The following is a 24,703-nucleotide window of genomic DNA, read 5'->3' as shown; positions in this document are numbered from 1 at the left end:
ACCTCAGCTTTTTGGCTCAGGTATCATGATATGAGAAAAGATCGTTTCAGTGTAAAGGCAGGAATTTTGTGGGTCAATCGAAAGATGGGCTTAGGTATAGCGTTTTAACAATTTTAAAAATTCATCCAGTTCGACTTCATTGACCTCGACCTCATCGCCAATGACATGATGGCGCAAATGCGATTCAATCAGCTCATTCATCAGCCCGTTAACCGCGCCTTTAATCGCAGCCACCTGCTGTAATACTTCGATACAGCTTTTTTCCGGATCATGGATGGACTGTTCCACCGCACTGATCTGACCTTGTAAACGCTTGATGCGATTTAAAACTTTTTTATCTGTATGTAAATGGCCCACACTTCACCTTAATTTCAAATATACTATGGGGGAGTATATTGGACGATTCTCCCCATGCAAAATCATGTTTCTCACCGTACCCATCACCATCAGTTTGATGAAGGCAATCCACTGGCCCAGAAGCGTATATTATATGCTGCGATATTAACCGGTGTCATGATGCTTTTAGAGATTATTGGCGGCTGGATTTTTAACTCGATGGCACTTCTGGCCGATGGCTGGCATATGAGCTCGCATATGCTGGCTTTGGGGCTGGCCTATGTGGCTTATCGGGCGGCGCGTCATTATGCCCAGGATGCCCGTTTTAGCTTTGGTACCTGGAAAATTGAGATTCTGGCCGGTTATAGTAGTGCGATTTTATTGCTGGTAGTGGCCGGTTTTATGGCGCTTCATTCGGTAGAACGCTTATTTTTCCCGGTTAATATTCATTATAACGAAGCCATTCCCATTGCGATTTTAGGCCTATTGGTCAACTTGATTTGTGCCTGGTTACTGCATGATGATGGTCACCACCATCACCATCACCATCACCATCACCATCACCATGAGTCGGGGCATGGACATGCGCATGTACATACAGCTGGAGCACATGATTTAAACCAGAAAGCTGCGTTTATGCATGTGGTGGCCGATGCTGTGACCTCCATTTTTGCGATTGTAGCCTTAATTGCCGGCAAGTTCTGGGGCTGGGATTTTCTTGATGCGGTACTGGGTATTGTGGGTTCGATTCTGGTGGCGCGCTGGGCCTGGGGCCTGATTCAGGAAACTGGACGCACCTTGCTGGATGCCGAAATGGATCATCCGGTGGTGGAAGAAATTCGCGAGGTGATTGCCGAGCTGCCAGGAATGGTCAATATCACCGATCTGCATGTCTGGAAAGTCGGTCGTGACAAGTTTTCCTGTATTCTGGCCGTAGAAACTGAAGATGAATTAAATGCCGATCAAATCCGCACGGCCCTGTCAGTGCATGAGGAAATTGTGCATGTCTCAATTGAAATTAACTCGATTCATCCGGTTTATGTTCCACGTGAAACGCCATTGTCGATGCTGTAGTGATTCGGTAAATTTCTCTGATGAAAGTTAAATCTTTGCCCCGATTTAAGATTAGAATCGGGCAAGGATTGATAAAGACAAGATTTCACTATGTTCAAACATGCATTCTTGCTGGCAGCGCTCGCGATGAGCTCAACGCTGGCACTGGCCAATGTCGACACGGTCAAAGCCAATTTAAAGCAGCAACATCCAAAACTGGACATCCAGAATATTCAGGCCACCGAAATGCGCGGGATTTATAGTGGTTCAATGCAGGGTCAGGTGGTCTATCTGAATGAAGATGCCAAGCATATTTTGGCCGGTTCCATGATCCGTTTAAGCGACCAGCAGAATTTGACCAAAGCGCTGCTGGTGCAACAAAACAGCATCGACTGGAAAAAACTGCCGCTGCAAGATGCCTTAAAAACGGTTCGAGGGACGGGTAAACGTCAGCTGGCCATCTTTTCTGACCCAAATTGCCCGTATTGCAAACAGCTGGAAGTAGAGCTGAAAAAACTCAATGATGTCACCATTTACACCTTTATTTTACCGTTAAAGGCACAATCGGTACGCCCTTCGCAGCAGGTGTATTGTGAAGCCAATCCGGCCCAGGCCTGGGAAGACCTGATTGCCAAAGGTCTTAGCCCGCGCACGAGCCAGTCCTGTGCCAATCCGATTCAGCGTAATCTGAAACTGGCGCAAAGCCTGGGATTAAACGGCACACCGGCCATTATTTTCTCGAATGGTTTTAAGGTGATGGGCGCCTACCCTGCTGCGCAGATCGAGCAGATTTTCAAGGAATTTGGACTCTAAGCTCAGATTGTTAAAAGTCAGATTTTAGACCATAAAAAAGCACCGGCGAATGAACGGTGCTTTTTTATTGATTTAAACGCGATGTGAGCGTTTGGAAATCATGTTATAGATAAACAGAATAATCAGCGCACCAATCACCGAGGCAATAAAGCCGGCAGCTGAGTTTTCATCATACAGACCGAGGAAGCGACCGCCGTAAGTGGCCAACAGTGAACCGGCGATCCCGAGTAAGGTGGTCATAATAAAGCCTGCTTTATCATCACCTGGATGGATGGCACGGGCAATAAGACCTGCAATAAAACCAATCACGATAGCCACAATAAGTGTCCACATCTCCTGTCTCCTTCTTGTTATGGTTTATCAAGTTGAGTTGTTGCTATTTGATTTATTTTTCAGGATTTTTGAGAGGACAAACAGTAGAGTCCTGCTACAGATTGTAGTTTTTTTGTCCGCTTTGTCGTAAAAAAAGTGGCTGAACGCCACTTTCTTTTGCGGTTGCTTACAGACCGATTTCACCAATAAACGGGATATGGCGATATTTCTGGTCATAGTCGAGGCCATAACCGACAATAAATTTGTCTTCTACTTCAAAGCCCAGGAATTTAACTTCCAGTTCAATTTCACGGCGTGACGGTTTGCTGACCAAGGTACACAGCTCAATCGAATTTGGTTCACGGGTTTGTAGAATTTCCAGTACTTTGCTCAGGGTATTGCCAGAGTCGATAATATCTTCTACCACCAGCACATCTTTGCCACGAATTTCGCCGTCGAGGTCTTTCAGGATTTTTACATCACGCGAAGACACAGTACTGCCGCCATAACTTGAAACGGTCATAAAGTCCAGTTCATGCGGTTTTTCAATGGTCCGGCATAAATCGGCCATAAACAGCACAGAACCGCGCAGTAAACCGATTAACACCAGCTCCTTGTCGCTATTGGCATAATGCGCATTAATCTGTTTACCAAGTTCTTGAACTTTCGCATGAATTTCTTCAGCAGAAATCAATACTTTCATATCAACGGTCATGGGTAGATCCCTAAAAGAGCAAAAAATAAAAAAGGTGTTGACCTGCAACACCCCAAAATATGCCTTAATTTTAATACATCTTGCGGTCAGATGCATCCTCTTTGCTGTCTAAAAAAACAGCATTTTTGACCGGGTGGTCTCTTTTCAGCAATAAGGCCAGACCAATCAGCGTGAGCGCCACCCGCCATTTCGGTTGCGCCCGGCGTATAGGTTTAGTCGCGGACATAGGCACATTGTCCATAAATATAGGTGGCCTGAATATTCCGTTCATCGCCCATGGTCATGAGCGCAAACAGGCTGTCTTCCAGGCCTTTGCTGTGCTGCTGGCGCAGGGTCTGCAAGGCGGTGGCGTTTAAATCCAGCACAATAAAGTCCGCTTCTTTACCGATATTGAAATTGCCGAGCTTTTCATCCAGATCCAGTGCTTTGGCACCGCCTAAAGTGGCATGATACAGCGCTTCATAGGCCGACAGGTTTTGCTCAAGTAGCTGCTGGACTTTATAGGCTTCGCTAATGGTGCGCAGCTGGCTAAACGAGGTCCCTGCCCCGATGTCGGTGCCCAGGCCCATTTTGACCTGTTTCTGCCAGGTCTGATGAATCGGGAACAGGCCACTGCCCAGGAACAGGTTGGAGGTCGGACAAAAGGCAATCGCGGAATCGGTCTGGTGCATACAGTCCCACTCCTGCTCTTCCAGATGCACACAATGTGCAAATACCGAACGTGAACCGGTCAACCCATAATGATGATAGACATCTAAATAGCCTTTTTGCTCCGGGAACAGGCTTTTGACCCAGGCAATTTCATTTTTGTTTTCACTTAAATGGGTATGTAAATACACATCCGGATATTCAGCTTTCAGCTGCTGCGCTTTTTCCAGTTGTGCCGGCGTTGAGGTCGGTGCAAAACGCGGGGTAATCGCATATAAATTACGGCCTTTTCCATGCCACTTTTCAATCAGTGCTTTAGATTCCTGATAGGCGCGTTCTGGCGTGTCACAGAGTTCCTCGGGTGCATGACGGTCCATCAGCACTTTACCAGCAATCAGGCGCATCTGGTGCTGTTCTGCGGCTTCAAAAAGGGCATCGACAGATTCAGGATGCACGGTACAGAACACCAGTGCCGTGGTGGTGCCATTTTTCAGCAGTTCCTGCACAAAAAATGCAGCAATCTTGTCAGCATAGCTTTTATCAGCAAACTGCATTTCGGTTGGAAAGGTATAGGTATTTAGCCATTCCAGCAGCTGGGTGCCATAGGCGCCAACCATTTCGGTTTGCGGGAAATGAATATGGGTATCAATGAAGCCGGGTATAATCAGCTGATCGGGATAATGCTGCACCGAAACACCGGCCGGAATATGCACCTGCCCCTCTTCCCAGGGACCAAACCAGTGAATTTTCCCGTGTTGGGTAATTAATAAACCATCTTCTACATAGCGCACTTGGTCGTGAATATCACGCGCTTGGGCAACTGTATTCTGAATATCGAGGAAGCGGCCGCGAATTGCCGTCGTTGCAATGACAGAAGACATGAAAAACCTGCACTTGTTTAATTTTTTCGGTTGATTGTAGCTGAAAAGCGCTGCCCTGTATGGAAAATCCAACATTCAGTCACAGACATTGGGTGTCATGCAAAACTGTTGCCAGTTTGGGTGAAATACAAGATGTCCACTGGGTCAACTCTAAAATATTCAGTTAAATCTAGTACTTATACACTGATATTTAAGAGTAATCCCTGAATATGGAAAATAAAAAAAGCCCGTATGCAACGGGCTTTTTGATCAATCAGGCCACTTTAGAGCGTGGTTTCATGATGCTTGCGACTGTGGCGAATCGACAGCCAGGCAGTAATTGCCAGCACAATCACAATAAAGCTTAGGGAAATCCAGATTGGCATATGGAACACATCCAGCATCAGCATCTTGAAGCCAATGAACACCAGAATAATTCCCAGCCCATACGGCAGATAATGCATTTTGGTGGCTGCACCGGCCAGCAGGAAGAACATGGCGCGTAAGCCTAAAATCGCCATCAGGTTGGCGGTCAAGACAATAAAGGGATCACTGGTCACAGCAAAAATCGCAGGAATTGAATCCACCGCAAAAATCACATCGGAGGCTTCAACCAGAATCAGCACTAGAAAGAGTGGCGTGGCCCAGAGTAAGCCCTCTTTACGTACAAAGAAGCGGCTGCCTTCCAGCTGCGGGGTAATCCGCATATGTTTGCGTAACCATTTCAGGATCGCCATATCTTCGATATTGCTGTCTTCATCGTCCTGTCCACGCAGGAATTTAAAGCCGGTATAGACCAGGAAGGCACCGAACAGATACAGAATCCAGGAGAATTCCTGCACAAACCAGGCGCCAATAAAAATAAAGATGGTACGCAGCACAATAGCGCCCAAAACGCCATACAGCAGGATTTTACGTTGTAACGCTGGTGGAATGGCAAAGGCAGCAAAAATCATCAGCCAGACAAAGACGTTATCAATGGCCAGTGATTTTTCCAGTAAATAACCGGCCAGATATTCCATCACCTTGGTATTGGCGACATCCAGTCCGGCGGTCTGTTTCAGATACAGCCATAGGCCACCACCAAACAGCATGGCCACGCTGACCCAGGCGATACTCCAGTAAGCGGCGGTACGCACCTGAACGGTCTGGCCTTCTTTTTGTTTAAAGCCCAGAAAGTCGATGGCGAGCATGACCATAACAATCGCAAAAAAGGCCAGATACAGCCAGATATTGCCGATAGATTCCATACAATCTCCACATCCGACAATTGGCCATAAAAAAACCTTGACCCGTTGCCAGATGAAATAAAAACATCCATAACAACGTGATCAAGGTCTTGCCTACATTGCCCTGCCTGATGCAGATTCAATGCTCAGATACCGACTTTTTGCAAAGTGTAATGACGATAGTCTGACACGTTAAAACCAGTGAGTTTCATCTGGGTTTTAACGCTTGGAGGAGGCTACTCCCCTTGTTCAACAATTCTGTGTTGGGGGAATGCCCCAAAGTCGACAGAGAATTGCATATTTTTAAGTAAAGTGCAAATGGCCGAATGTAAATGAGCGCGTGCTACAGTGTATTCCTCGTCAAGAAAAAAGCGACTGTATGCAATTGTTTCAACATGCAGTGAAAATGTTAGATTACAGATCAGATGCTATATTTTTTTCTGCAGAAAGCAGATACTCAAAATTCAGATGGGAGGATATGATAAAAATGATGGTGCAACACGAAAACAATGACAGCAAAGGGGCCTTTTTTGTTGAAGCCAATGGCGAGCGTCTGGCTGAGATGACCTATTCACGTGCTGGCGAAGATAAAATCATTATTGACCATACCACGGTCAGTGAACAGTTACGTGGTCAGGGTGTGGGACGTCACTTAGTTGAAGCTGCGGTCAATTATGCCCGCGAACAGCAGATCAAGATTATACCGCTCTGCCCTTATGCCAAAGCGGCTTTTGAAAAAGACCCGTCGATTCAGGATGTACTTCAACCCTAATTCATCCGGTGACACATAAACTTTAAGGCAGGACAGCAATGGATATTCAACATCAAGAGGCAAAACGTGGCGGCGCATTTTTTATTGAACGGGATGGACAGCGGATTGCTGAAATTACCTATCAATGGCAAGACACGCATAAAATTGTCGCCGACCATACCTGGGTAGATGATTCATTGCGTGGCCAAGGCATTGCCCGCCAATTACTGGATGTGCTGGTCGAGTTTGCCCGGGAAAAACAGCTCAAGATTGTACCGGTCTGTTCTTATGTTGAAGTCATGTTTCGACGCGAGCCCAGCCTGGCTGATGTCGCCGCTTAAATCTGGCACTTGAACCCGCCGCCGACTTTGGAGGGGCAGCCAATATATAAAAACCACGAGCATGAACTCGTGGTTTTTGATTGCCGATAAAGACCTTAGCTGTAATCAATGATCACTTTCAGGGCTTTTTCATCTGAGGCGTGTTTAAATACCTCATAAGCCTTTTCAAACTGGTCAAATTTAAAATGATGGGTGGCCAGACGTTCCATCGGCAGCTTGCCGGCACAGCAGCTTTTGAGCAGCATGCCGGTGGTATTGGCATTGACCAGACCGGTGGTAATGGTCAGGTTTTTAATCCAGAGTTTATTTAACTCGAAATTCACCGATTTGCCGTGTACTCCGACGTTGGCCAGATGACCACCCTCTTTGACGACATGCTGGCAAATATTCCAGGTGGCTTCTACCCCCACGGCTTCCATGGCGCAATCGACCCCGCGGCCATCGGTAATTTCCAGAATACGCTGAATGGCATCTTCTTTGGCCGAGTTAATGGTGTGGGTCGCGCCAAGTTCTTTGGCCATGGCTAGCCGGTTATCATCCATGTCCACCGCAATAATCTGTGCCGGTGAATAGAATTGTGCAGTCAGCAGACAGCCCATCCCAATCGGGCCGGTACCAATAATGGCAATGGTATCGCCGGGTTTGACATTGCCATATTGCACGCCAATTTCATGCGAAGTCGGCAACACATCTGATAAAAATACCGCGACCTCTTCATTCAGTCCTTCTGGCAGCGGATACAGCGAGGTATCAGCAAATGGGGTGCGTACATATTCGGCATGGGTGCCGTCAATCATATAACCCATGATCCAGCCGCCTTCATTGCGGCAGTGTGCATAGAGCTGTTTCTGGCAGTTTTCACAGGTACCGCAGCGGCTGACGCAGGAAATAATCACCCGGTCGCCCGGTTTGAAATTTTTGACTGCCGTACCGACCTCTTCAACAATCCCGATGCCTTCATGGCCGAGAATACGGCCATCAAACTGGCCGGTTTTTTCGATTGCGGTGCTTTCAATTTCCGGGTTTTTGCCTTTCCAGATGCCAAGGTCGGTACCGCAAATCGTTGACTTGGTCACGCGGATGATGGCATCAGTGGGTTGCAGAATCTGGGGACGTGGACGCTGTTCAAAACGGATATCATTGGCGCCATGATAAACCATGGCTTGCATTGTCTGGGACATGGTGGTCATCCTCTTGTTGTGCTTATTGTGGGACAGCCTGCGCCTTTTCACCTCATCAGGAACCGTTATAGCACAGGATGTGATCGTTCTAACTTAACAGGAGTTGATGACAAGTTCATCTCTAAAAAACCGTTTTTATTCAGATATTTGTATATTTATTTTAATCTATTGAATTGTATGACAATAAAACAGGGCTGCAGTATTCTAACTACAGCCCCGTTGAATGATGTTTCAGGTCAATAAACGTGCTTAAGCCGATTTTAATGCGCTTAATAATTTCTGGTGCAGACCACCAAAACCGCCATTAGACATGATCACCACCGCATCGCCCTCGCCTGCTTCCTGGCTGACGGTATGAATAATGTCATCCAGCGTCCGGGCAATTTTGGCCTTGTTTGGTGCCGCAGCCACCACCGGTTGTAAATCCCAGTCCAGTCCTTCCGGTTGATACCAGATTACTTCATCGGCCAGACGCGCTGAATGTGCCAGTCCATCTTTATGGCTGCCCATACGCATGGTATTGGAACGAGGCTCAATAATCGCCCACAGTTTACGTTCACCTAAACGTTTGCGCGCGCCTTCCAGGGTGGTGTCAATTGCCGTCGGATGATGGGCAAAGTCATCATAGACCTCAATGCCGCGTACGGTATCGAGCAGTTCCATACGGCGTTTTACCCCGCCGAAATTGGACAAGGCCGCACAGGCCGTTTCAATCGATACACCAACATGCGCCGCCGCGGCAATGGTTGCCAGGGCATTGGCCACTGAATGCTGGCCGGTCATGTTCCAGCAGACTTCGCCCTGAACCACACCATCTTGCAGCACTTTAAAGTGTGAGCCATCGGCCTGTAACTGCTCGGCAGATAGCGCGGCCTGGGCATGTGCAGTCAGTGAGGTGCGGACCACCGGTGTCCAGCAGCCCATTTCCAGCACTTCATCAATATGGGTTTCGGTAACCGGTGCAATAATGCAGCCTTCACTTGGAATGGTACGCACCAGATGATGGAACTGTTTTTGAATCGCCGCCAGATCATCAAAGATATCGGCATGGTCAAATTCAAGGTTATTTAAAATGGCAGTTTTCGGATGGTAATGCACGAACTTGGAGCGCTTGTCGAAGAAAGCAGAATCGTATTCATCGGCTTCAACACAGAAGTATTTGCCACCACCTAAACGCGCGCTTTCTTTAAAGCCAAGCGGAACACCGCCAATCAAAAAGCCCGGTTCCAGACCGGCCTGATCCAGCACCCAGGCCAGCATGGTGGTGGTGGTGGTTTTACCATGGGTGCCGGCCACGCCCAGAACATGCTTGCCTTGCAGCACATGATCGGCCAGGAATTGTGGACCTGAAACATAAGGCAGACCGGCATTGAGCATATATTCCACCGCATCAATACCACGTTTCATGGCATTACCGACAATTACTAAGTCCGGATGCGGCTGTAAATGGCTGCGGTCATAGCCCTGCATTAAGGTAATGCCTGCATTTTCCAGTTGGGTCGACATCGGCGGATAAACATTCTGGTCGGAACCGGTCACGGTATGTCCCAGATCACGCGCCAACAAGGCCAGAGAGCCCATAAAAGTGCCACAAATACCCAAAATATGCAGATGCATCCGCTGTTACTCCACTGCGTGTAGGACCGTACCATTCTTGTTGATGGCCTGGTCATGATGTATTGAATTGTCAGCAACGATAGCAAGGCTGTTTCGGAAAAGATAGTCATTCTTGTAGGGATTCGTTGACTGGAATCCGAAAAAATCAGGCATTTTCCAGGCGGATGCTGACCGTGAAAAAATCCGCACGGCTGCACTGCTTTTTTGGCCTGAAACCGTACAATAGGCTGACATTTTCTGGATACTGCCGCCTATGTCCTTCCCTTTACTGCTGTTAATTATTTCCAACTGTTTTATGACTTTGGCCTGGTATGGACATCTGAAATTTTTGCATGGCGCGCCGCTGTGGCAGGCCATTTTGTTTGGCTGGATGATTGCCCTGCTCGAATACGCCTTTATGATTCCGGCCACGCGCTTACTGGCCCAGCATGGCTGGTCACTTGGGCAAATGAAAATTACCCAGGAAGTGGTGACCCTGCTGGTCTTTGTGCCGTTTATGCTGTATCTGTTCAAGCAGCCGTTTAAACTGGATTATCTCTGGGCTGGTCTGTGCCTACTCGGTTGTGTTTACTTCGTTTTTCGCAGTAGCTAAAGTTATTCCGGTTGTGGCAGATGTGGAAAAAGTGCGGCGAAATCTGCTTGAATCAGCGCCCGTTCTGGTGCGAAATCAAAGTGATGTAAACAGCGTTGTAGCACCTGCATCGCCATCTGCGTGGCCGCCTGTCTGAGTTCCGGTTCCGGTACATTCTGCTCAATCATCGACAGGCATTTCAGCAGGCGCTGATTTAACTCCAGATTCTGGGCACAATCGCGGGCCAGCGGCATAAAGCTGCCATAAATCAGGTCTTGCAGATCAAAGCACTCAATACTGAGATGCGGATAATCACAGCGCGTCGCCTCCGGGTCCGGGCGACTGTCAATCAGAATCCGGGTCAGCGCATTCAGCGCGCTAATGCCGGACCCGACATCATTAATTGCACTCGACATGGCTTTTTGCCCGACCTCACTCATCACCAGCAGACAAAAACGCGGATCCTGTAGAAAACTGCGATTGGTTTCAATAATCAGATGCTGCAGAATCTGATTGCGGATCTGCTGTTGCTGTTCTTCGGACAGCGCCTGCGGGCTATAGACCTCGACCAGCGCAGTCATCGGATCTAAAAATTTGCCCGGCATAGATGGCAGATGTAAATGCAGTTGCTGCTGCGCGGCAATCTGCTCCAGTCCGGCCAGATCGACATGGTTAAAATAACCGGTTGTGCTGCTATAGACGCAAAAGCTGGGCGCAAAGGCAGGCTTATGCCCTGTTGCCCCCAAATCCGGTTGATGCCGGAACTGGCCCAAGGCCTTTTTGGCTGCAGTTTCAATCTTGTCGATGGTGGTGGTTAAATTGCCGAGTTTGGACAGGGTTTGTACCCAGTGAATCAGGGTATAAATCAGGTACATCAGCACCAGAATGGTACTGATAAACAGCACAAAACGTCCGGATGGACCGTAGTACTCCAGCCCCAGGGCAATTTTGGCAATCACTGCATAAATAAAAGCGGAAATAAAACTGGAAATGGCCAGCCGGGTGTTGTCATCGCTCATCATCAAGCTATAGGCACGTGGTGTGCCGCTGCTTGAAGCCGAAGCAAAAGCTGCCACCATAATCGACAATGAGAAGGTCGTCACTGCCAGCATGCTGGATGCAATAATATCCAGCAAGCTGCCCAAGGTGTCGATGCTGATATTCGGTACCGTACTGGCCGGAATAAAATACTGGCTGGCGATGGCAAATAATGAAAAAAATGTCGCAAAGATGGCACCCAGCGCCGGCATCAGCCATAAGTTTTCTGAAGGGTTTTGTAGCCAGATTTTAAGTTTGAACCACATGGAAACTGCCCTGAAAATATCTTTAATCTAATCTTAAGTTATTCATTACAAAAAGCTTTATCTTGATAGTTATAGCGTTTTTTTCACCGCTGTATGTCCTCTTTTTGTATTTTTGGCCTATTGCCATCATTGTATTTTCTTCAGTTTTACAAACAGATAATTTTAATCTTTATTCTTGCGCCGAACTTTAGCCAGCCGGTTTTTCAGTCTATAATACGGAGCTTATTCATTAAAGCTTGGCTCTCGTCGAGATTTATCTTTTTTCACTTAGTCTCTGGAACATTAGCAATGAATGCGGCCGCAGCACAAGACGCTCCTCTCGTTGGAATTATTATGGGTTCTCAATCTGATTGGGCAACTCTCGAACACACTGCCAATATGCTCAAGCAGCTTGGTGTCCCATTTGAAGCGGAAGTGGTTTCTGCGCACCGTACCCCAGACCGTTTATTCGAATATGCCGAAACTGCGCGTGATCGTGGTATTCAGGTGATTATTGCCGGTGCGGGTGGCGCTGCCCATTTACCGGGCATGTGCGCAGCCAAGACTGATCTTCCAGTGCTGGGTGTGCCGGTTAAATCTTCTATTTTAAATGGTGTCGATTCACTGCTGTCGATTGTACAAATGCCGGCCGGAATTGCGGTGGGTACCTTGGCAATTGGTCCGGCCGGTGCCACCAATGCTGCCATTATGGCTGCCCAGATTCTGGGTTTAACGCGTCCAGAGATTGCGAAAAATGTCGCTGATTTCCGTGCAGCGCAAACCGATAAAGTGGCCAGCAACAATATTCCGGGTCAGGCGTAATACGGGACATTCCTTATGAATAAAACCATTGGTATTTTTGGCGGTGGGCAGCTTGGCCGCATGATGGCGCAAGCCGCGTTACCACTCAATATTCAATGTACTTTCTTTGAAGCCAGTGCAGATTGCCCTTCTGCAGCTTTAGGTACGGTCTATTCAAGCGCAGCTGAACACGGTTTGCAGGATTTTATCCAGAGTGCAGATGTATTTAGCCTGGAATTTGAAAATACCCCGCTGGCCGATGTTGATGTCTTGACCCAAAGTAAAGCGTTGCATCCGCCGCGTCAGGCACTGGCGATTGCGCAAAACCGTCTGCAGGAAAAAGCTCTATTTGATGCGCTGCAGATTCCGGTGGCGCCGTATAAGGCGGTTGATTCGCTGGACAGTTTACAGGCGGCGGTGGCTGAATTAGGTCTGCCGATTGTACTGAAAACCGCGACTGGCGGTTATGATGGTAAAGGCCAGTTTGTGCTGCGTAGCGCCGATCAGATTGATCAGGCCTGGGCAGAACTTGGCCCTGCCGGCTCACTGATTGCAGAAAGTTTTGTCACCTTCTCGCGTGAAGTATCAATTATTGCAGTACGTGGCCAAAATGGCGATGTCAAAACCTGGCCATTGGCTGAAAACCACCACCATCATGGGATCTTGTCGCACTCGATTGTACCGGCACCGAACAGTGCTGATTTACAGCCAGTGGCGCAAGACTACATTACACGTCTGCTGAATCATCTCAACTATGTCGGTGTGTTGACACTGGAGCTGTTTGTGACTGAAAAAGGCCTGTATGCCAATGAAATGGCGCCACGCGTGCATAATTCAGGGCACTGGTCGATTGAAGGCGCAGTCTGTTCACAGTTTGAAAACCATGTCCGTGCAGTGGCTGGTTTGCCGCTCGGTTCGACTGAGGTGGTGCGCCCAACGGTGATGGTGAATATTATTGGTCAGCATCCAAAGTCGGAAGATGTGTTGGCGTTAAATGGTGCACATCTGCATTTGTACAATAAAACTGAACGCGAAGGCCGTAAAATCGGGCATATTACCCTAATGCCAAACGACAGTCGCGAACTGACGTCACTCTGCCGTCAGCTGGCGAAAATTTTGCCAAATCCGCTGGCCTTGAGTGAAGATATGAGCATTTAACTGCAGATTCGTTTATGAAAACAGCGGTCCCTCAGCGGGCCGCTTTTTTTATACCAGAAATTCGGGCAAGATTGCGCTCTTTTTCGCCAGCTGCCATTGGTCGGCTGGTTCAACAACAGGCTTGATTGCTTCAGTCCAGATCTTTTATAACTATAAATGGCTAAAAAACAAACATAAATACAGAGCATCTGAAAAAATTAAAAATGAATTCAAACACAGATTTTATTTTAAATTTAAATCTGAATATGCAGTTTGAATTTAAAATATCCGCTGAACTTTAAATTCAAAATTATGAATTCAAATCTGTTTGTAGTTTTAAATTTAAAATTTGAATTTAAAACCTGCGAAATAAATTCAAAAACTGCAATTTAAATTTAAAGAGTACAGATTTACGGTCCGGTGGATGGGTTTTGTGGATAAGTTTTCCTGAAATAAATTTAAAAATGATGATTTAAATTTAAAACCAGCGCTGTTTTGCAGGTGTGGATAACTTTATTGGTTAAAGTTCGAAAAAATGAATTTAAAACAACGAATTTAAATTTAAAAATAAGAAAACCGAGATTTGAATTTAAAAATACCTAAGATTAGACCTGTGGATAAAATTTTTTAAATTCAAAACTGAAATATGAATTTAAAATGAAGCAAAATAAATTTAAATTTACGTTTTTACCCTGTCATTTTATGGCCCAGCTGTTATGGTAAAACCAGTTTTAAATTCAAATGACATAAGGGATAGTATGCATCGCTTTGCTTTTGTTTTCGGATCTTTGGCATTGGCTGCATCTCAGCTACATGCAGAACTGATTATTAATGGTCAGCCGGTCACCACTACGGCGCCGGTGCCAAGTACCATCCAGCCTCAAAATAATTTCCAGGTCTGTCTGGCCAATTTACGCGGCCAGGCTATGGCCAAGGGCGTCAGTGGCAGTACTTATGACCGCTATACCCAAAATTTAACGCCAGATTATTCCGTGATTGAACGCCTGAATTATCAGCCAGAATTTTCGACGCCAATCTGGGATTATCTGTCTGGTCTGGTCGATGAAGAACGCGTACAACTGGGCCAGCAAAAACTGGCCGAGCACCGTGAGGTGCTGAACCGGGTTGCAGCAGCTTATGGTGTACCGCCAGAAACCGTGGTCGCGGTATGGGGTGTAGAAAGTAATTTTGGTGATATTTCTGGCCGTTATCCGTTATTGCAGGCCTTAGGTACTTTAAGCTGTGAAGGCCGTCGTCAGAGTTATTTCCGCGGCGAATTCTTTGCCGCCATGCGTATTTTACAACGCGGCGATGTGCGTGAAGATCAGCTCAGAGGCTCATGGGCCGGGGCATTTGGTCATACCCAGTTTATGCCATCGACCTATGAAGAACTGGCAGTGGATTTTGATGGTGATGGCCGCCGTGATCTGGTATCAAGCACCACCGATGCCTTGGCATCAACCGCCAATTTCCTGAAAAAACGTGGCTGGCAAAGCGGACAGCCGTGGGGCTTTGAAGTGAAATTGCCCGCAGGCATGTCAGTCAGTGGAGAAGGGCGCCGCAATAAAAAATCCTTAAGCAGCTGGGTCAATCGTGGGCTAGTACGAGCCGATGGCAGTGCCTTGATTCAGGGCAATCTTTCAGGCAGCAGTCAGGCCGGTTTGCTGACACCGGCAGGCGGCAATGGCCCGGCTTTCCTGGTGTTTAAAAACTTTGATGCCATTTACAGTTATAACGCCGCGGAAAGTTATGCCTTGGCCATTGCGCATTTATCCGACCGTTTACAGGGCAAAGGCCCGTTTGTGACGGCATGGCCTACCGATGATCCGGGCACTTCACGCGCAGAACGTCGTGAAATCCAGCAGTTTTTATTAAATCGCGGTCATGATATTGGTGCGGTAGATGGCCTGATTGGTGATAAAACCCGTCAGGCGATTCGTCAGGAACAGATCCGCCTGGGCTTAAGTCCCACCGGGCGTGCCGGACAGCAGGTGTTACGCGCTTTTCGTAATGAAAATGCCAAACTGATGATGCTGCAATAAATAAATATGCAATAAAAAGGGCGCCTTATGGCGCCCTGATGTTTATTCAATATCTGAGGTATCAATCTTCACGGCTTCTAAAATATCAAAAATCACCGTGGTTACATCCTGACTCAAATCACGGTTATTAAACACCTCATAGGCCGTAATGGTGACATCGGTGTCGCTTGGCAGCAGTTTTTGTTCTTCTTCAATCAGGTGATTGACCGGCAACAGGGTCTGTTTAATTTCTAAATGCAGGATATCTTCAAACTCGACATTTTCTTCTTCGAGTTCAATCATCTGCTCATTAAAATATGGCAATAGAATAGAGTAGAGATACGGCTGAATATCGACGATATCAAACAGTTCAATATCACGCGTTTGTTCAATCGTGCTGATGTGGTCATTTACTTCAATCAAAATATGGTAGTAACTCACATTAATCTCCACAAACATTCCTGTTGAAATTGCGGCTTTCACAATAACATGAAATAGCCAGAGAAGGCAGTGTTGTTGGCGATAAAGCCCCGGTTTTCTAGATTAACTTGTAATGAAAAGCATCAAATGTATTTAACGCTGCTGTAAAAGCGCCAAATCGGCGGCAGTTAGTTGAAAATGATCCAGATTTTGCTCTTGCATGAGAGGATGCATCAGGGCATGTGGATCATGGGTATGCCCCAATCCCAAGGCGTGACCGAATTCATGTGCCAAGGTTAAACGCAGGTCGGCGGCTGACTGAAACTCATAGATGAGAATAGTTTTGCCATCAAAACTGCCTTTATCAAATAAACGCGGCTGAAAGCGCTGGTTAAATTGCTGCACCGAAGCATCAATTGACTGATTTAGCTGGTTGAGGGCATCGATCTGTTGGTTCAAGCCTGCAATACGCACATTAAACTGTTGAATTTCAGCCTGTAAACTGGCGGTTTGCTGTTCGAGTTGCTGACGCTGCAGGTTTAAAGAGCTGCGCTGTATGGCTGATGCACCGCCTTGCTGGTTCAGCTGCTGCACCTGCTGGTTATAGGCATTCAGCTGTTGCTGTAACTGGGCATTTTTAAAAGCCAGCTGCTGGTTCAGTTGCTGAATCTGCTGTTTGACTGCCTGCACTTGGGCCTGCTGGCGTTCCCAGTGCTGCTGCTGTTGCTCAATCTGGCCCATCTGCAGGCGACGCTGTTCCGATTCATGTTGGCGTTCATCATAAATCAGGCGGATTGCCAGTCGCGCTTGTGAATCATAGACAAAATAGTCCTGACCAGTACCCTCTGTCCAGATTTGTGTGGCCTGTTGTGCCAGTTGCACTACCTCGGCATGACTTAAACCAAAGCGCGGGTCCACTTCGGCAATCCGGTAACGCAGCCGGGTATCCAAAGGTGCCTGAATCCGGGTCAGCAGGCTGTTGTGCTGCAGCTGCGGATGTTGCTGGTTCTGATACCACAGCATGGCGGCAAACAGCAGTAACACAATCAGGATTAAGGGACGCATCACGCAGATTGGGCTTCCTGTAGAGAGGGGATAATTAACTGCACATCCGCATCTGTGTGATCGATTTTCTTTCCTTTATATAGCAGGAGAAAAGGATCAAAAGCAGAGTAGGCCAGATGGGGTGTCTAACTAGCTTAAAAAAGCCGCAGAGATGAAACAAGTCTTTTTTGCTTTCAAGCAGATATAAAAAAAACCGCGCTTACGCGCGGTCTTTTTGTTTAAAGCGACAAATTATTTTTTGTCATCTTTCACTTCAGTGAACTCAGCATCTACAACGCCATCGTCCGCTTTTTGCTGTTGACCTGCATCGCCACCGAAGGCATTCGGGTCAAAACCTTGCGCAGCGCCTTGGCCTTGAGCTGCTTCATACGCACGCTGTGTAATTGGCATGATGATGTTTTGCAGCGCTTCAGTTTTCGCCTTGATCGCGTCAACATCATTTTCTTTGGTTGCTGCTTCAAGTTCTGAAACTGCTGTTTCTACCGCAGTTTTCTCATCAGCAGTCACTTGTTCGCCAAGATCTTTTACTGCTTTTTGAGCAGAAGAAACCAGGGCATCGGCTTCGTTACGTGCTTTTGCCAGTTCTTCAAACTTACGGTCTTCTTCAGCATTCGCTTCAGCGTCTTTGATCATCGCTTCGATTTCAGCATCAGACAAACCTGAGTTTGCTTTAATCTGGATCGATTGCTCTTTACCCGTGCTCTTGTCTTTAGCAGACACTTTCAAGATACCATCCGCGTTGATGTCGAACGATACTTCAATTTGTGGCACACCGCGTGGCGCAGGTGGGATGTCACCCAACTGGAAGTTACCCAACAATTTGTTTTGTTGAGCCATTTTACGCTCACCCTGGTACACCGAAATGTCTACTGCAGGCTGGTTGTCCGCAGCGGTAGAGAACACTTGCGATTTTTTCGCAGGAATCGTGGTGTTTTTCTCGATGATTGGCGTTAACACACCGCCCATGGTTTCAATACCCAGTGTCAGCGGTGTTACGTCAAGTAAAAGAACGTCGTTCTTGTCACCAGACAATACCGCACCTTGAATTGCCGCACCCATTGCCACAGCTTCGTCAGGGTTCACGTCTTTACGTGGCTCTTTACCGAAGAACTCTTGTACTTTTTGTTGTACAAGTGGCATACGAGACTGACCACCCACCAAAATCACGTCAGAGATGTCAGAAGTCGAAAGACCTGCATCTTTCAGTGCAATACGGCAAGGTTCGATGGTACGCGCAACTAGGTCAGCAACCAAACCTTCTAATTTCGCACGTGTTACGTTGATCACCAAATGTTTAGGACCAGTCGCATCAGCTGTGATGTATGGCAGGTTGATTTCAGTTGCATTTGAAGAAGAAAGCTCGATTTTTGCTTTTTCAGCCGCTTCTTTCAAACGTTGTAACGCAAGTGGATCGTTTTTCAGGTTGACGTTTTGTTCTTTCTTGAACTCTTCAACCAGGTAATCGATCAATGCGTTATCGAAGTCTTCACCACCCAGGAATGTATCACCGTTAGTCGACAATACTTCGATTTGCTGGTCGCCATCAAGATCCGCAATTTCAATGATGGATACGTCGAAAGTACCACCACCCAAGTCATAGACTGCAACTTTACGGTCGCCTTCTTTCTTGTCCATACCGAACGCTAACGCCGCAGCAGTAGGTTCGTTGATGATACGTTTAACGTCTAAACCAGCAATTTTACCGGCATCTTTAGTCGCTTGACGCTGTGCATCGTTGAAGTATGCAGGAACGGTTACAACGGCTTCAGTAACAGTTTCACCGAGGTAATCTTCCGCAGTTTTCTTCATTTTTTTCAGAACTTCTGCAGAGATTTGCTGTGGTGCTAATTTTTTGTCGTTAACTTCAACCCAAGCATCACCATTGTCTGCTTTGATGATTTTGTATGGCACCAGACCGATATCTTTTTGTACTGCTTGGTCTTCATAACGACGACCGATCAGACGTTTGATTGCGAACAATGTGTTTTTCGGGTTAGTTACTGCTTGACGTTTCGCAGACTGACCGACCAGGATTTCGCCATCTTTATACGCAATAATAGATGGAGTTGTACGCGCGCCTTCAGCGTTTTCAATTACTTTAACTTTATCGCCTTCAAGTACCGCAACACATGAGTTGGTTGTACCTAAGTCAATACCAATGATTTTAGCCATTTGGATGTTTCCTCAAAAATTTTATTGTGCTTTACACTTGTTATCCGATATGAGAGCCGTTCAATTTTTTTCAAGTTAAAAATATGAAAAAATTTCACCAACTCCCGAATTTATGAGGCTTAAGCGCCGACCATAACCATTGCAGGACGCAATAAACGGCCATTTAAGCTATAACCTTTTTGCAGTACGTTGCCAATTTCGTTGGCTTTGGCTGTCGGATCAATGCCCACCGCCTGATGTAAATCTGCATTGAAACCGTTCGCGGTATCTACCGCCACAATGCCGAATTTCTCTAAAGTCGTCAGCAGTGATTTCAGCGTCAGTTCCACCCCTTCAGACAGCGGGGTTTTTTCTTCGCCAGCTGCGGCAATAGCACGTTCCAGGTTATCTACGCTATCGAGCAGTTCTTTGGCAAATTTCTCCAGCACTGCTTCTTTATGCTTTTCAGATTCACGCTGAATACGCTCGACACTCTTTTGCGCTTCATACACTGCATTGGCGGTACGCGCTTTTTCAAGTTTTAAATCGCCTTCGAGCTGCGCAATCTGTTCTTGTAAAGACTCAACGGAAACGTCTGCCTGCTCGGTTTCAGCTTGAGTTTGGGTAGTATCTTGTTCTACTTGCTCTTGTTGCAGATCTTGAGCGTCTTGGTTGTGCTCGGTTGCCATTGATTTACTCCGTTTAAATGGGTTCTTAAACATGTACAGTCCTTCTGGCATCAGTATTGACTGGTTCATTCTGAACTGCCATGAGTGATGAATTTCGTAATTATTAAAGAAGTCGGGGCAGGGGATAAAAATTCAAGCGGTGCCAGTCATTAAATCTGCAGAAATTTGCTGAAAAAACATACATTCTTTTAATTTTTGATCTTTTTAGCCGGGAGGGTGCAGGAAGATACTACGAGGCTGAAACCCCAATTTATGGGAAAATGATTTTAATTTTAAGTCCGGATAAATTCTGTAGATGCTGTTGAGTTGTCTATACAAAATTTTTAAGTTGATTATTCTTTATACATAAAAACGATCAGAATGAGTGAAAAATACTATTTTACAGGGCAAGGTCAACTTTGTATGATTGCGCCCAGATTCTATCGCTGTAGTTTCTTTTGATATTTTCTTGAAATGTGTTTTCTGGCTTATCCGCCCTCTGGATAAGCCTTTTTTTTGCCCTAAAGATTTAAAAGTGCCGCATTTACACTGTTATCTTTTCGCAAAACTAGCCGTATGTTGTGTAGAGCACGCTGTTTTCTTCCTCTAAAATAATTCTGCACTTTCGTTCTTTTTTATTGCTGTAATCTATAACAAAAACAGCAGATTAATCCTGCTGATTCCTTCCATTGGCTGTAAAAATAGCTGCATCTTCATGTTTATAAAAAACTGCATAACTCGTACCGGTGGATATAAAAATTTAACTTTTTATCTGCCCAGCCAGTGCTGAAATTTTGAAAGTATAGCCAGCGCAAAGTTGGACTTTGTATTTTTCAATGAATGAGGATCGAATGATGAAAAAAATGGGTGTATTGGCTGTGGCCTTGTTTGCTGGACTGGCGGTGGTAGGTTGTAGCAGTCATGAAACGGCACAGGCACCAGAAGTGGCACAAAATCCGGAGCAACCTGAAACGGTACAGGTGACTACCATGCCGGTAGAAGCGGGGGCTGAAGTGGGCGTAGCCGCAGAAGTCACTGCCCCGGCCGCTGCTGCACCAGCAGGGTCGGAAGCACCGGCAGTCGAGGCACAGCCACAGCCCTAAATTCAACGCTGTCTATTTCAAATGAAACAGGACCATCATTTAAATCAGGGAGGAAGATTTAATTTCTCAACAGGGATATTCAACGAAAACCGGCCAGGGAAGGCCATGCTATTTTCACTAGTATTATGGAAGGCTGTTATTTTTCTATTCCAGTGCTTTTAAATAAATGCATACGGCAAAATAAAAACCCGAAAGCCAGGTTTTCGGGTTTTTAAACTGTGCATCGCACGCTGTCAAATACAGGATTAATCACGACGGTCACGTTGCCGTTTGCGATATTCTTCCATCCGTTTACGCTGTTCTTCGACCCGTTTTTTACGCTGCTCTTGCTGTTTGCGTTCGACTTGCTGGCGTTTACGGTTCAGTTCGGCGCGTCGTTCGCGTTCCCGTTGTAACTGCTGACGGCTTTGTTCGGCACGTTTACGTTCCAGTTCACGTTTTTGTCGATCCCACTGCGCTTCGCGTTGGCGTTGTTGCTGTAAGCGTTTTTGACGTTGTTCATATTCCCAACGCTGACGTTCTGTCATGCGGCGATAATCATAGTTACGGTCGTAATCCCGGTCATAACGGTGATCATAGCGGCCATTGTAGTGGCCATCTTCAGGGAACGCGACACAACCGACCGCTAAAAATACGGTCGCACAGGAAACCAAGAGGAGTTTTCTAGACATGGTGAGCGTCCTTTTTCTATCCGGATTAGCAAAATCAATCCCTCTGTATCATCAAAATTGTCAATGACACCTTATAGAAATAAGATTAGCGTATATAAATTCTGAATATGTATGTCGATGACTGGACTTCTATAACGAAATAGTCACTAAACTACTGATCATGTAGAAAATGTGAAGAATGAATAAAAAAGGAAGATGATAGATGAGTGCGTATCAACAGAAACTGCAAAAAATCATTGATAACATTCAGGGTACGGTGGTGCGAACACTCGATCATTTACCGTGTGTGGCGCAGGAATCACTGGCGCGCGCCTTGGGCTATCCTTATCAGTATCCGCAACTTGATCCCCTCATTAAATGCATGATGGCGGCCCAAATCAAGCAGGGGCGTATCGGTTTTATTGGCGAAAATCCGGCGCAATCGCGTCAGGCTTTTGATACTCAGATGAAGGCGATCCGTAAACAGCCGACCTATGTCAAACGGGTCGAAGATTTACGTTTAAGCCTGCAAAGTGGCACCATTTCAGCCCGTTATTATCATCCTGCACCGCATAAAAAACTGCCGTTGATTGTGTTTTATCATGGTGGTGGTTTTGTGGTGGGCAATCTTGATACCCATGATGAAGTTTGCCGGCTATTGGCGCATGCCGCTCAGGTGCAGGTGGTCAGTGTCGATTATCCACTGACCCCCGAGGTTTCACCGACACAGCTGATTCAGTGCTGTGAAGATGCTTTGGCTTGGGTGTATCAGCATCGCCGTCAATTTAATATTCTGAAAAACCGTATTGCCGTGGCGGGTGACAGTGCTGGTGCCAATATTGCTACCGTGGTGTCACAGCGTAGTAAAAATACCGCCTATGCACCGCATGCCCAGTTACTGATTTATCCAGTGGTGGATTTTAAAAGCCGTCATCCGTCGTTCTTTGCCTATAAAGATGGTCTGGTGCTGACTGAGCAGGATATTGATTTCGTCACCGAGTATTATGCGTTACAGCACAATATGGCACTGGATGATGCCCTGATTTCACCAACCTACGGCAATTTAAGAAAACTGCCGCCGACCTTTATTGTGACGGCCGGGCATGATGTGCTGCACGATGAAGCGGAAATTTATGCGCACAAGCTGCGTCAGCAAGGGGTCAAAGTCCAATATAAGGAATATACCGACCAGACCCATGGTTTTATTAATTTAACCCCGGTTTCGCGCCGTGCTAAAAAACTCACGCTCGAGCTGGGCAAGAATTTCAGAAAATTTTGGGATCGACCACGCTTCTTTTAAAAGGGGTAACTTAAAAAGGCCGACTCAGATTTTTTCTGGTTTCACGTGGAACAGCGGTTTTGGTTTTAATCTGCGCTTCGGGGAATAACAGATCAAACTCCGGCACATAAAAACTTTGTAATAGTCGGGCCTGGGAAAAATCAGGAAAAATATCCTGGGTATTTTGCCATTCCACCGTTTTGAGTTTAGATAAACGGCCGCGAAATTTCGGACTAAACTGGTAGCGCTGGCCTTGCCAGGCCTGCTGAATGGATAAGAATGAAGCCGGAATATGGTGACTATTGATATAAAACGAGGTGCTGTTTTTCGGCCGCTCCAGACAAATTGACATCTCTTGCTGCTGATGACGCACAATACAATAGGTGCGACCTTCTTTTTCCAGCCATTCAAATTCGGCCAGCTCTTTCGGAATGCCCCATAACTGCTGGCCATGCACTAAAGAGGCCTGAGTCGAGACATAAATCTTGGGGATGGTCGACAAGCGATGCTTATACAATAAAGGATGATCCATAATTAACAGTTCATCATACGGACCCACTGGCGAATCCTGATAACGGATCAGCATTACATTGACCATGCGTCCTAAAGGAGACGGAGCCAGCCGAAAACGTTTGGCTGTTTTCAGGAAAAAAGGATTCAGCCAATAATTCAAAATAAAAGCATCGCCGTGTAAGCGCCAAGGCGGATGCGCAAAAATCTGGTTCTGGATATTGTTATTCATCTTATTCTCAGGATTTGAAAGGAACAGCTAATGTTTTCTTCATACTGAACAATTAATATAAGTGAAGCAAAACATCAAACCACGGATTCGTAAAGAAATGTTAAAACGTAGCGTTCTTATGGCCGCCAGCCTTGCCTTTAGTGCCTCTGCATGGGCTGCCAATTCAATGATTGAAATGAAAACTTCCATGGGCAATATTGAAATTGAACTGTTTAACGACAAAGCGCCGTTGTCAGCAGCCAATTTTGAAAAATATGTCAGCAGCAGTTTTTATACCGGTACTATTTTCCATCGCGTCATTCCGGGCTTTATGATTCAGGGCGGCGGTATGGATGCAGCCATGGTGGAACGTCCAAATACCCGTCCACCGGTCAGAAATGAATCCTATAATGGCCTGAGCAATCAGCGTGGTACTTTGGCGATGGCACGAACCAATCATCCTGATTCAGCCAAAAGCCAGTTTTTTATTAATCTGGTCGATAACGACTTCCTGAATAAAAGTCCACGTAATGCTGGCTATGCTGTGTTTGGCCGTGTTACCAAGGGGATGGATGTGGTCGATAAAATTGCCAAAGTACCGACCCGCAATGTTGGTGTGCACCAGAATGTTCCGGCTCAACCGGTGAAAATCCTGAGTGTGAAGATAAAACCGGCAACGGCAAAAAATTAACGAAAATAAAAAGCAGAAATATAAATTAAATATTTCTGCTTTAAAATTAGAAGTTTATTTCAAAGATCGGGTAAAAATGCTCCATATTGGTGCATAAAAAAGAAACACTCGATAAAACAAGATGCTAAAAGCACTTGCGTGTGTAAGAAATTGTCCTATAATGCACCCCATACCGACGAGATAGACGGAAACGAACGAAGCACGAAGTGCTGAGTTGTTAAGTTTATTAAGTCCAGCTTCTGGCACTGACGAGGTGTTGGAAAGATCATTAAGAGATTATGAAGAA

At 46.3% G+C, this 24,703-nt stretch carries 26 protein-coding genes; 11 read left to right on the top strand and 15 right to left on the bottom strand.

Translation table 11 applies throughout. The features are described from left to right. Positions 1-90 precede the first annotated feature (90 nt). Positions 91-357 (bottom strand): metal/formaldehyde-sensitive transcriptional repressor, encoded by a 267-nt coding sequence (locus FTT89_RS12935; RefSeq protein WP_005181098.1) that lies wholly within the window; start codon positions 355-357, stop codon positions 91-93. Between the two features lie 54 nt (positions 358-411). Between FTT89_RS12935 and dmeF the strand changes: the two genes are divergently transcribed. Together dmeF and FTT89_RS12925 are read left to right on the top strand one after the other, a co-directional pair. After that, complete coding sequence (gene dmeF, locus FTT89_RS12930; protein WP_180134350.1) at positions 412-1,410, top strand: CDF family Co(II)/Ni(II) efflux transporter DmeF; 999 nt, start codon at positions 412-414, stop codon at positions 1,408-1,410. Positions 1,411-1,500: 90 nt separating this feature from the next. Next, complete coding sequence (locus tag FTT89_RS12925) at positions 1,501-2,202, top strand: DsbC family protein (protein WP_180134349.1); 702 nt, start codon at positions 1,501-1,503, stop codon at positions 2,200-2,202. Between the two features lie 72 nt (positions 2,203-2,274). Here the strand turns inward: FTT89_RS12925 and FTT89_RS12920 are convergent, their stop codons facing one another. From FTT89_RS12920 to FTT89_RS12900, 5 genes are all read right to left on the bottom strand, one after another. Next, positions 2,275-2,535 (bottom strand): GlsB/YeaQ/YmgE family stress response membrane protein, encoded by a 261-nt coding sequence (locus FTT89_RS12920; RefSeq protein ID WP_005181091.1) that lies wholly within the window; start codon positions 2,533-2,535, stop codon positions 2,275-2,277. A gap of 166 nt (positions 2,536-2,701) precedes the next feature. Beyond that, positions 2,702-3,229 (bottom strand): hypoxanthine phosphoribosyltransferase, encoded by a 528-nt coding sequence (gene hpt, locus FTT89_RS12915; RefSeq protein WP_005181088.1) that lies wholly within the window; start codon positions 3,227-3,229, stop codon positions 2,702-2,704. Between the two features lie 70 nt (positions 3,230-3,299). Continuing rightward, a complete protein-coding gene (locus FTT89_RS12910; protein ID WP_005181085.1) occupies positions 3,300-3,455 on the bottom strand; it encodes a hypothetical protein in 156 nt (51 codons plus the stop codon). Next, positions 3,442-4,758 (bottom strand): guanine deaminase, encoded by a 1,317-nt coding sequence (guaD, locus tag FTT89_RS12905; RefSeq protein ID WP_180063716.1) that lies wholly within the window; start codon positions 4,756-4,758, stop codon positions 3,442-3,444. The genes FTT89_RS12910 and guaD overlap by 14 nt, the downstream gene beginning before the upstream one ends. 263 nt (positions 4,759-5,021) lie before the next feature. Continuing rightward, positions 5,022-5,987: a TerC family protein gene (locus FTT89_RS12900; protein ID WP_075168119.1), complete on the bottom strand. Its 966-nt coding sequence runs from the start codon at positions 5,985-5,987 to the stop codon at positions 5,022-5,024. A 358-nt stretch (positions 5,988-6,345) separates the two neighbouring features. On the opposite strand from FTT89_RS12900, the gene FTT89_RS12895 reads away from it, so the two are divergent. Both FTT89_RS12895 and FTT89_RS12890 read left to right on the top strand, forming a co-directional pair. After that, on the top strand, positions 6,346-6,738 hold the full coding sequence (locus FTT89_RS12895; protein WP_306670037.1) for a GNAT family N-acetyltransferase: 393 nt from the start codon (positions 6,346-6,348) through the stop codon (positions 6,736-6,738). A 38-nt stretch (positions 6,739-6,776) separates the two neighbouring features. Then, positions 6,777-7,058, top strand: coding sequence for a GNAT family N-acetyltransferase (locus tag FTT89_RS12890; protein WP_016659776.1), 282 nt, complete (start codon positions 6,777-6,779; stop codon positions 7,056-7,058). 95 nt (positions 7,059-7,153) lie between these two features. Here the strand turns inward: FTT89_RS12890 and FTT89_RS12885 are convergent, their stop codons facing one another. Continuing rightward, positions 7,154-8,239 carry a zinc-dependent alcohol dehydrogenase family protein gene (locus FTT89_RS12885; RefSeq protein ID WP_104470788.1) on the bottom strand — a complete coding sequence of 362 codons (1,086 nt, stop codon included), beginning with the start codon at positions 8,237-8,239 and terminating at the stop codon, positions 7,154-7,156. Positions 8,240-8,488: 249 nt separating this feature from the next. Beyond that, complete coding sequence (mpl, locus tag FTT89_RS12880) at positions 8,489-9,856, bottom strand: UDP-N-acetylmuramate:L-alanyl-gamma-D-glutamyl-meso-diaminopimelate ligase (RefSeq protein WP_005181071.1); 1,368 nt, start codon at positions 9,854-9,856, stop codon at positions 8,489-8,491. A 253-nt stretch (positions 9,857-10,109) separates the two neighbouring features. On the opposite strand from mpl, the gene FTT89_RS12875 reads away from it, so the two are divergent. Further along, positions 10,110-10,448: a DMT family protein gene (locus FTT89_RS12875; protein ID WP_005181069.1), complete on the top strand. Its 339-nt coding sequence runs from the start codon at positions 10,110-10,112 to the stop codon at positions 10,446-10,448. Positions 10,449-10,450: 2 nt separating this feature from the next. Here FTT89_RS12875 and FTT89_RS12870 read toward each other — a convergent pair whose 3' ends face one another. Continuing rightward, on the bottom strand, positions 10,451-11,731 hold the full coding sequence (locus FTT89_RS12870) for a DUF2254 domain-containing protein (RefSeq protein ID WP_180063722.1): 1,281 nt from the start codon (positions 11,729-11,731) through the stop codon (positions 10,451-10,453). Between the two features lie 288 nt (positions 11,732-12,019). Here FTT89_RS12870 and purE point away from each other — a divergent pair, with 288 nt between their 5' ends. The 3 genes from purE to FTT89_RS12855 all read left to right on the top strand — a co-directional run bounded on the left by purE (position 12,020) and on the right by FTT89_RS12855 (position 15,690). Then, positions 12,020-12,532, top strand: a complete 513-nt coding sequence (gene purE, locus FTT89_RS12865; RefSeq protein WP_005181065.1) for a 5-(carboxyamino)imidazole ribonucleotide mutase — start codon at positions 12,020-12,022, stop codon at positions 12,530-12,532. A gap of 15 nt (positions 12,533-12,547) precedes the next feature. Further along, on the top strand, positions 12,548-13,669 hold the full coding sequence (locus FTT89_RS12860; protein WP_075175485.1) for a 5-(carboxyamino)imidazole ribonucleotide synthase: 1,122 nt from the start codon (positions 12,548-12,550) through the stop codon (positions 13,667-13,669). Between the two features lie 737 nt (positions 13,670-14,406). Next, the gene (locus FTT89_RS12855; protein WP_075168300.1) at positions 14,407-15,690 is read left to right on the top strand and encodes a lytic murein transglycosylase; all 1,284 of its coding nucleotides are present in this window, start codon (positions 14,407-14,409) and stop codon (positions 15,688-15,690) included. A gap of 42 nt (positions 15,691-15,732) precedes the next feature. On the opposite strand, the gene FTT89_RS12850 is transcribed toward FTT89_RS12855, so the two are convergent. From FTT89_RS12850 to grpE, 4 genes are all read right to left on the bottom strand, one after another. Further along, positions 15,733-16,122: a hypothetical protein gene (locus tag FTT89_RS12850; RefSeq protein ID WP_162182855.1), complete on the bottom strand. Its 390-nt coding sequence runs from the start codon at positions 16,120-16,122 to the stop codon at positions 15,733-15,735. 120 nt (positions 16,123-16,242) lie between these two features. Further along, on the bottom strand, positions 16,243-17,154 hold the full coding sequence (locus FTT89_RS12845; RefSeq protein ID WP_160232204.1) for a matrixin family metalloprotease: 912 nt from the start codon (positions 17,152-17,154) through the stop codon (positions 16,243-16,245). 231 nt (positions 17,155-17,385) lie between these two features. Further along, positions 17,386-19,326, bottom strand: coding sequence for a molecular chaperone DnaK (gene dnaK / locus FTT89_RS12840; RefSeq protein WP_168369891.1), 1,941 nt, complete (start codon positions 19,324-19,326; stop codon positions 17,386-17,388). Positions 19,327-19,445: 119 nt separating this feature from the next. Continuing rightward, positions 19,446-19,994 (bottom strand): nucleotide exchange factor GrpE, encoded by a 549-nt coding sequence (gene grpE, locus FTT89_RS12835; RefSeq protein ID WP_005181051.1) that lies wholly within the window; start codon positions 19,992-19,994, stop codon positions 19,446-19,448. Positions 19,995-20,827: 833 nt separating this feature from the next. Between grpE and FTT89_RS12830 the strand changes: the two genes are divergently transcribed. Then, complete coding sequence (locus FTT89_RS12830; protein ID WP_180090486.1) at positions 20,828-21,076, top strand: hypothetical protein; 249 nt, start codon at positions 20,828-20,830, stop codon at positions 21,074-21,076. A 245-nt stretch (positions 21,077-21,321) separates the two neighbouring features. Here FTT89_RS12830 and FTT89_RS12825 read toward each other — a convergent pair whose 3' ends face one another. Then, positions 21,322-21,747: a hypothetical protein gene (locus FTT89_RS12825; protein ID WP_005181048.1), complete on the bottom strand. Its 426-nt coding sequence runs from the start codon at positions 21,745-21,747 to the stop codon at positions 21,322-21,324. A gap of 202 nt (positions 21,748-21,949) precedes the next feature. Here FTT89_RS12825 and FTT89_RS12820 point away from each other — a divergent pair, with 202 nt between their 5' ends. Beyond that, on the top strand, positions 21,950-23,026 hold the full coding sequence (locus tag FTT89_RS12820) for an alpha/beta hydrolase (RefSeq protein ID WP_180172872.1): 1,077 nt from the start codon (positions 21,950-21,952) through the stop codon (positions 23,024-23,026). A 10-nt stretch (positions 23,027-23,036) separates the two neighbouring features. Here the strand turns inward: FTT89_RS12820 and FTT89_RS12815 are convergent, their stop codons facing one another. Further along, on the bottom strand, positions 23,037-23,747 hold the full coding sequence (locus FTT89_RS12815) for an acetoacetate decarboxylase family protein (RefSeq protein WP_160255809.1): 711 nt from the start codon (positions 23,745-23,747) through the stop codon (positions 23,037-23,039). 97 nt (positions 23,748-23,844) lie between these two features. Here FTT89_RS12815 and FTT89_RS12810 point away from each other — a divergent pair, with 97 nt between their 5' ends. Next, positions 23,845-24,417, top strand: a complete 573-nt coding sequence (locus FTT89_RS12810; RefSeq protein ID WP_005181044.1) for a peptidylprolyl isomerase — start codon at positions 23,845-23,847, stop codon at positions 24,415-24,417. The last annotated feature ends 286 nt before the right edge of the window (positions 24,418-24,703 follow it).

The organism is Acinetobacter sp. YH01025, from assembly GCF_013420185.1.
Taxonomy (GTDB): Bacteria; Pseudomonadota; Gammaproteobacteria; order Pseudomonadales; family Moraxellaceae; genus Acinetobacter; species Acinetobacter indicus.
Note: the sequence above shows the minus strand (reverse complement) of the source record. Positions and strands in the feature narration are given on the sequence as shown.

Coding starts and splice junctions, on each gene's coding strand:
- dmeF (WP_180134350.1), top strand. CDS start 412: ATGCAAAATCATGTTTCTCACCGTACCCATCACCATCAGTTTGATGAA.
- FTT89_RS12925 (WP_180134349.1), top strand. CDS start 1,501: ATGTTCAAACATGCATTCTTGCTGGCAGCGCTCGCGATGAGCTCAACG.
- FTT89_RS12920 (WP_005181091.1), bottom strand. CDS start 2,535: ATGTGGACACTTATTGTGGCTATCGTGATTGGTTTTATTGCAGGTCTT.
- hpt (WP_005181088.1), bottom strand. CDS start 3,229: ATGACCGTTGATATGAAAGTATTGATTTCTGCTGAAGAAATTCATGCG.
- FTT89_RS12910 (WP_005181085.1), bottom strand. CDS start 3,455: ATGTCCGCGACTAAACCTATACGCCGGGCGCAACCGAAATGGCGGGTG.
- guaD (WP_180063716.1), bottom strand. CDS start 4,758: ATGTCTTCTGTCATTGCAACGACGGCAATTCGCGGCCGCTTCCTCGAT.
- FTT89_RS12900 (WP_075168119.1), bottom strand. CDS start 5,987: ATGGAATCTATCGGCAATATCTGGCTGTATCTGGCCTTTTTTGCGATT.
- FTT89_RS12895 (WP_306670037.1), top strand. CDS start 6,346: ATGCAATTGTTTCAACATGCAGTGAAAATGTTAGATTACAGATCAGAT.
- FTT89_RS12890 (WP_016659776.1), top strand. CDS start 6,777: ATGGATATTCAACATCAAGAGGCAAAACGTGGCGGCGCATTTTTTATT.
- FTT89_RS12885 (WP_104470788.1), bottom strand. CDS start 8,239: ATGTCCCAGACAATGCAAGCCATGGTTTATCATGGCGCCAATGATATC.
- mpl (WP_005181071.1), bottom strand. CDS start 9,856: ATGCATCTGCATATTTTGGGTATTTGTGGCACTTTTATGGGCTCTCTG.
- FTT89_RS12875 (WP_005181069.1), top strand. CDS start 10,110: ATGTCCTTCCCTTTACTGCTGTTAATTATTTCCAACTGTTTTATGACT.
- FTT89_RS12870 (WP_180063722.1), bottom strand. CDS start 11,731: ATGTGGTTCAAACTTAAAATCTGGCTACAAAACCCTTCAGAAAACTTA.
- purE (WP_005181065.1), top strand. CDS start 12,020: ATGAATGCGGCCGCAGCACAAGACGCTCCTCTCGTTGGAATTATTATG.
- FTT89_RS12860 (WP_075175485.1), top strand. CDS start 12,548: ATGAATAAAACCATTGGTATTTTTGGCGGTGGGCAGCTTGGCCGCATG.
- FTT89_RS12855 (WP_075168300.1), top strand. CDS start 14,407: ATGCATCGCTTTGCTTTTGTTTTCGGATCTTTGGCATTGGCTGCATCT.
- FTT89_RS12845 (WP_160232204.1), bottom strand. CDS start 17,154: ATGCGTCCCTTAATCCTGATTGTGTTACTGCTGTTTGCCGCCATGCTG.
- dnaK (WP_168369891.1), bottom strand. CDS start 19,326: ATGGCTAAAATCATTGGTATTGACTTAGGTACAACCAACTCATGTGTT.
- grpE (WP_005181051.1), bottom strand. CDS start 19,994: ATGGCAACCGAGCACAACCAAGACGCTCAAGATCTGCAACAAGAGCAA.
- FTT89_RS12830 (WP_180090486.1), top strand. CDS start 20,828: ATGAAAAAAATGGGTGTATTGGCTGTGGCCTTGTTTGCTGGACTGGCG.
- FTT89_RS12825 (WP_005181048.1), bottom strand. CDS start 21,747: ATGTCTAGAAAACTCCTCTTGGTTTCCTGTGCGACCGTATTTTTAGCG.
- FTT89_RS12820 (WP_180172872.1), top strand. CDS start 21,950: ATGAGTGCGTATCAACAGAAACTGCAAAAAATCATTGATAACATTCAG.
- FTT89_RS12815 (WP_160255809.1), bottom strand. CDS start 23,747: ATGAATAACAATATCCAGAACCAGATTTTTGCGCATCCGCCTTGGCGC.
- FTT89_RS12810 (WP_005181044.1), top strand. CDS start 23,845: ATGTTAAAACGTAGCGTTCTTATGGCCGCCAGCCTTGCCTTTAGTGCC.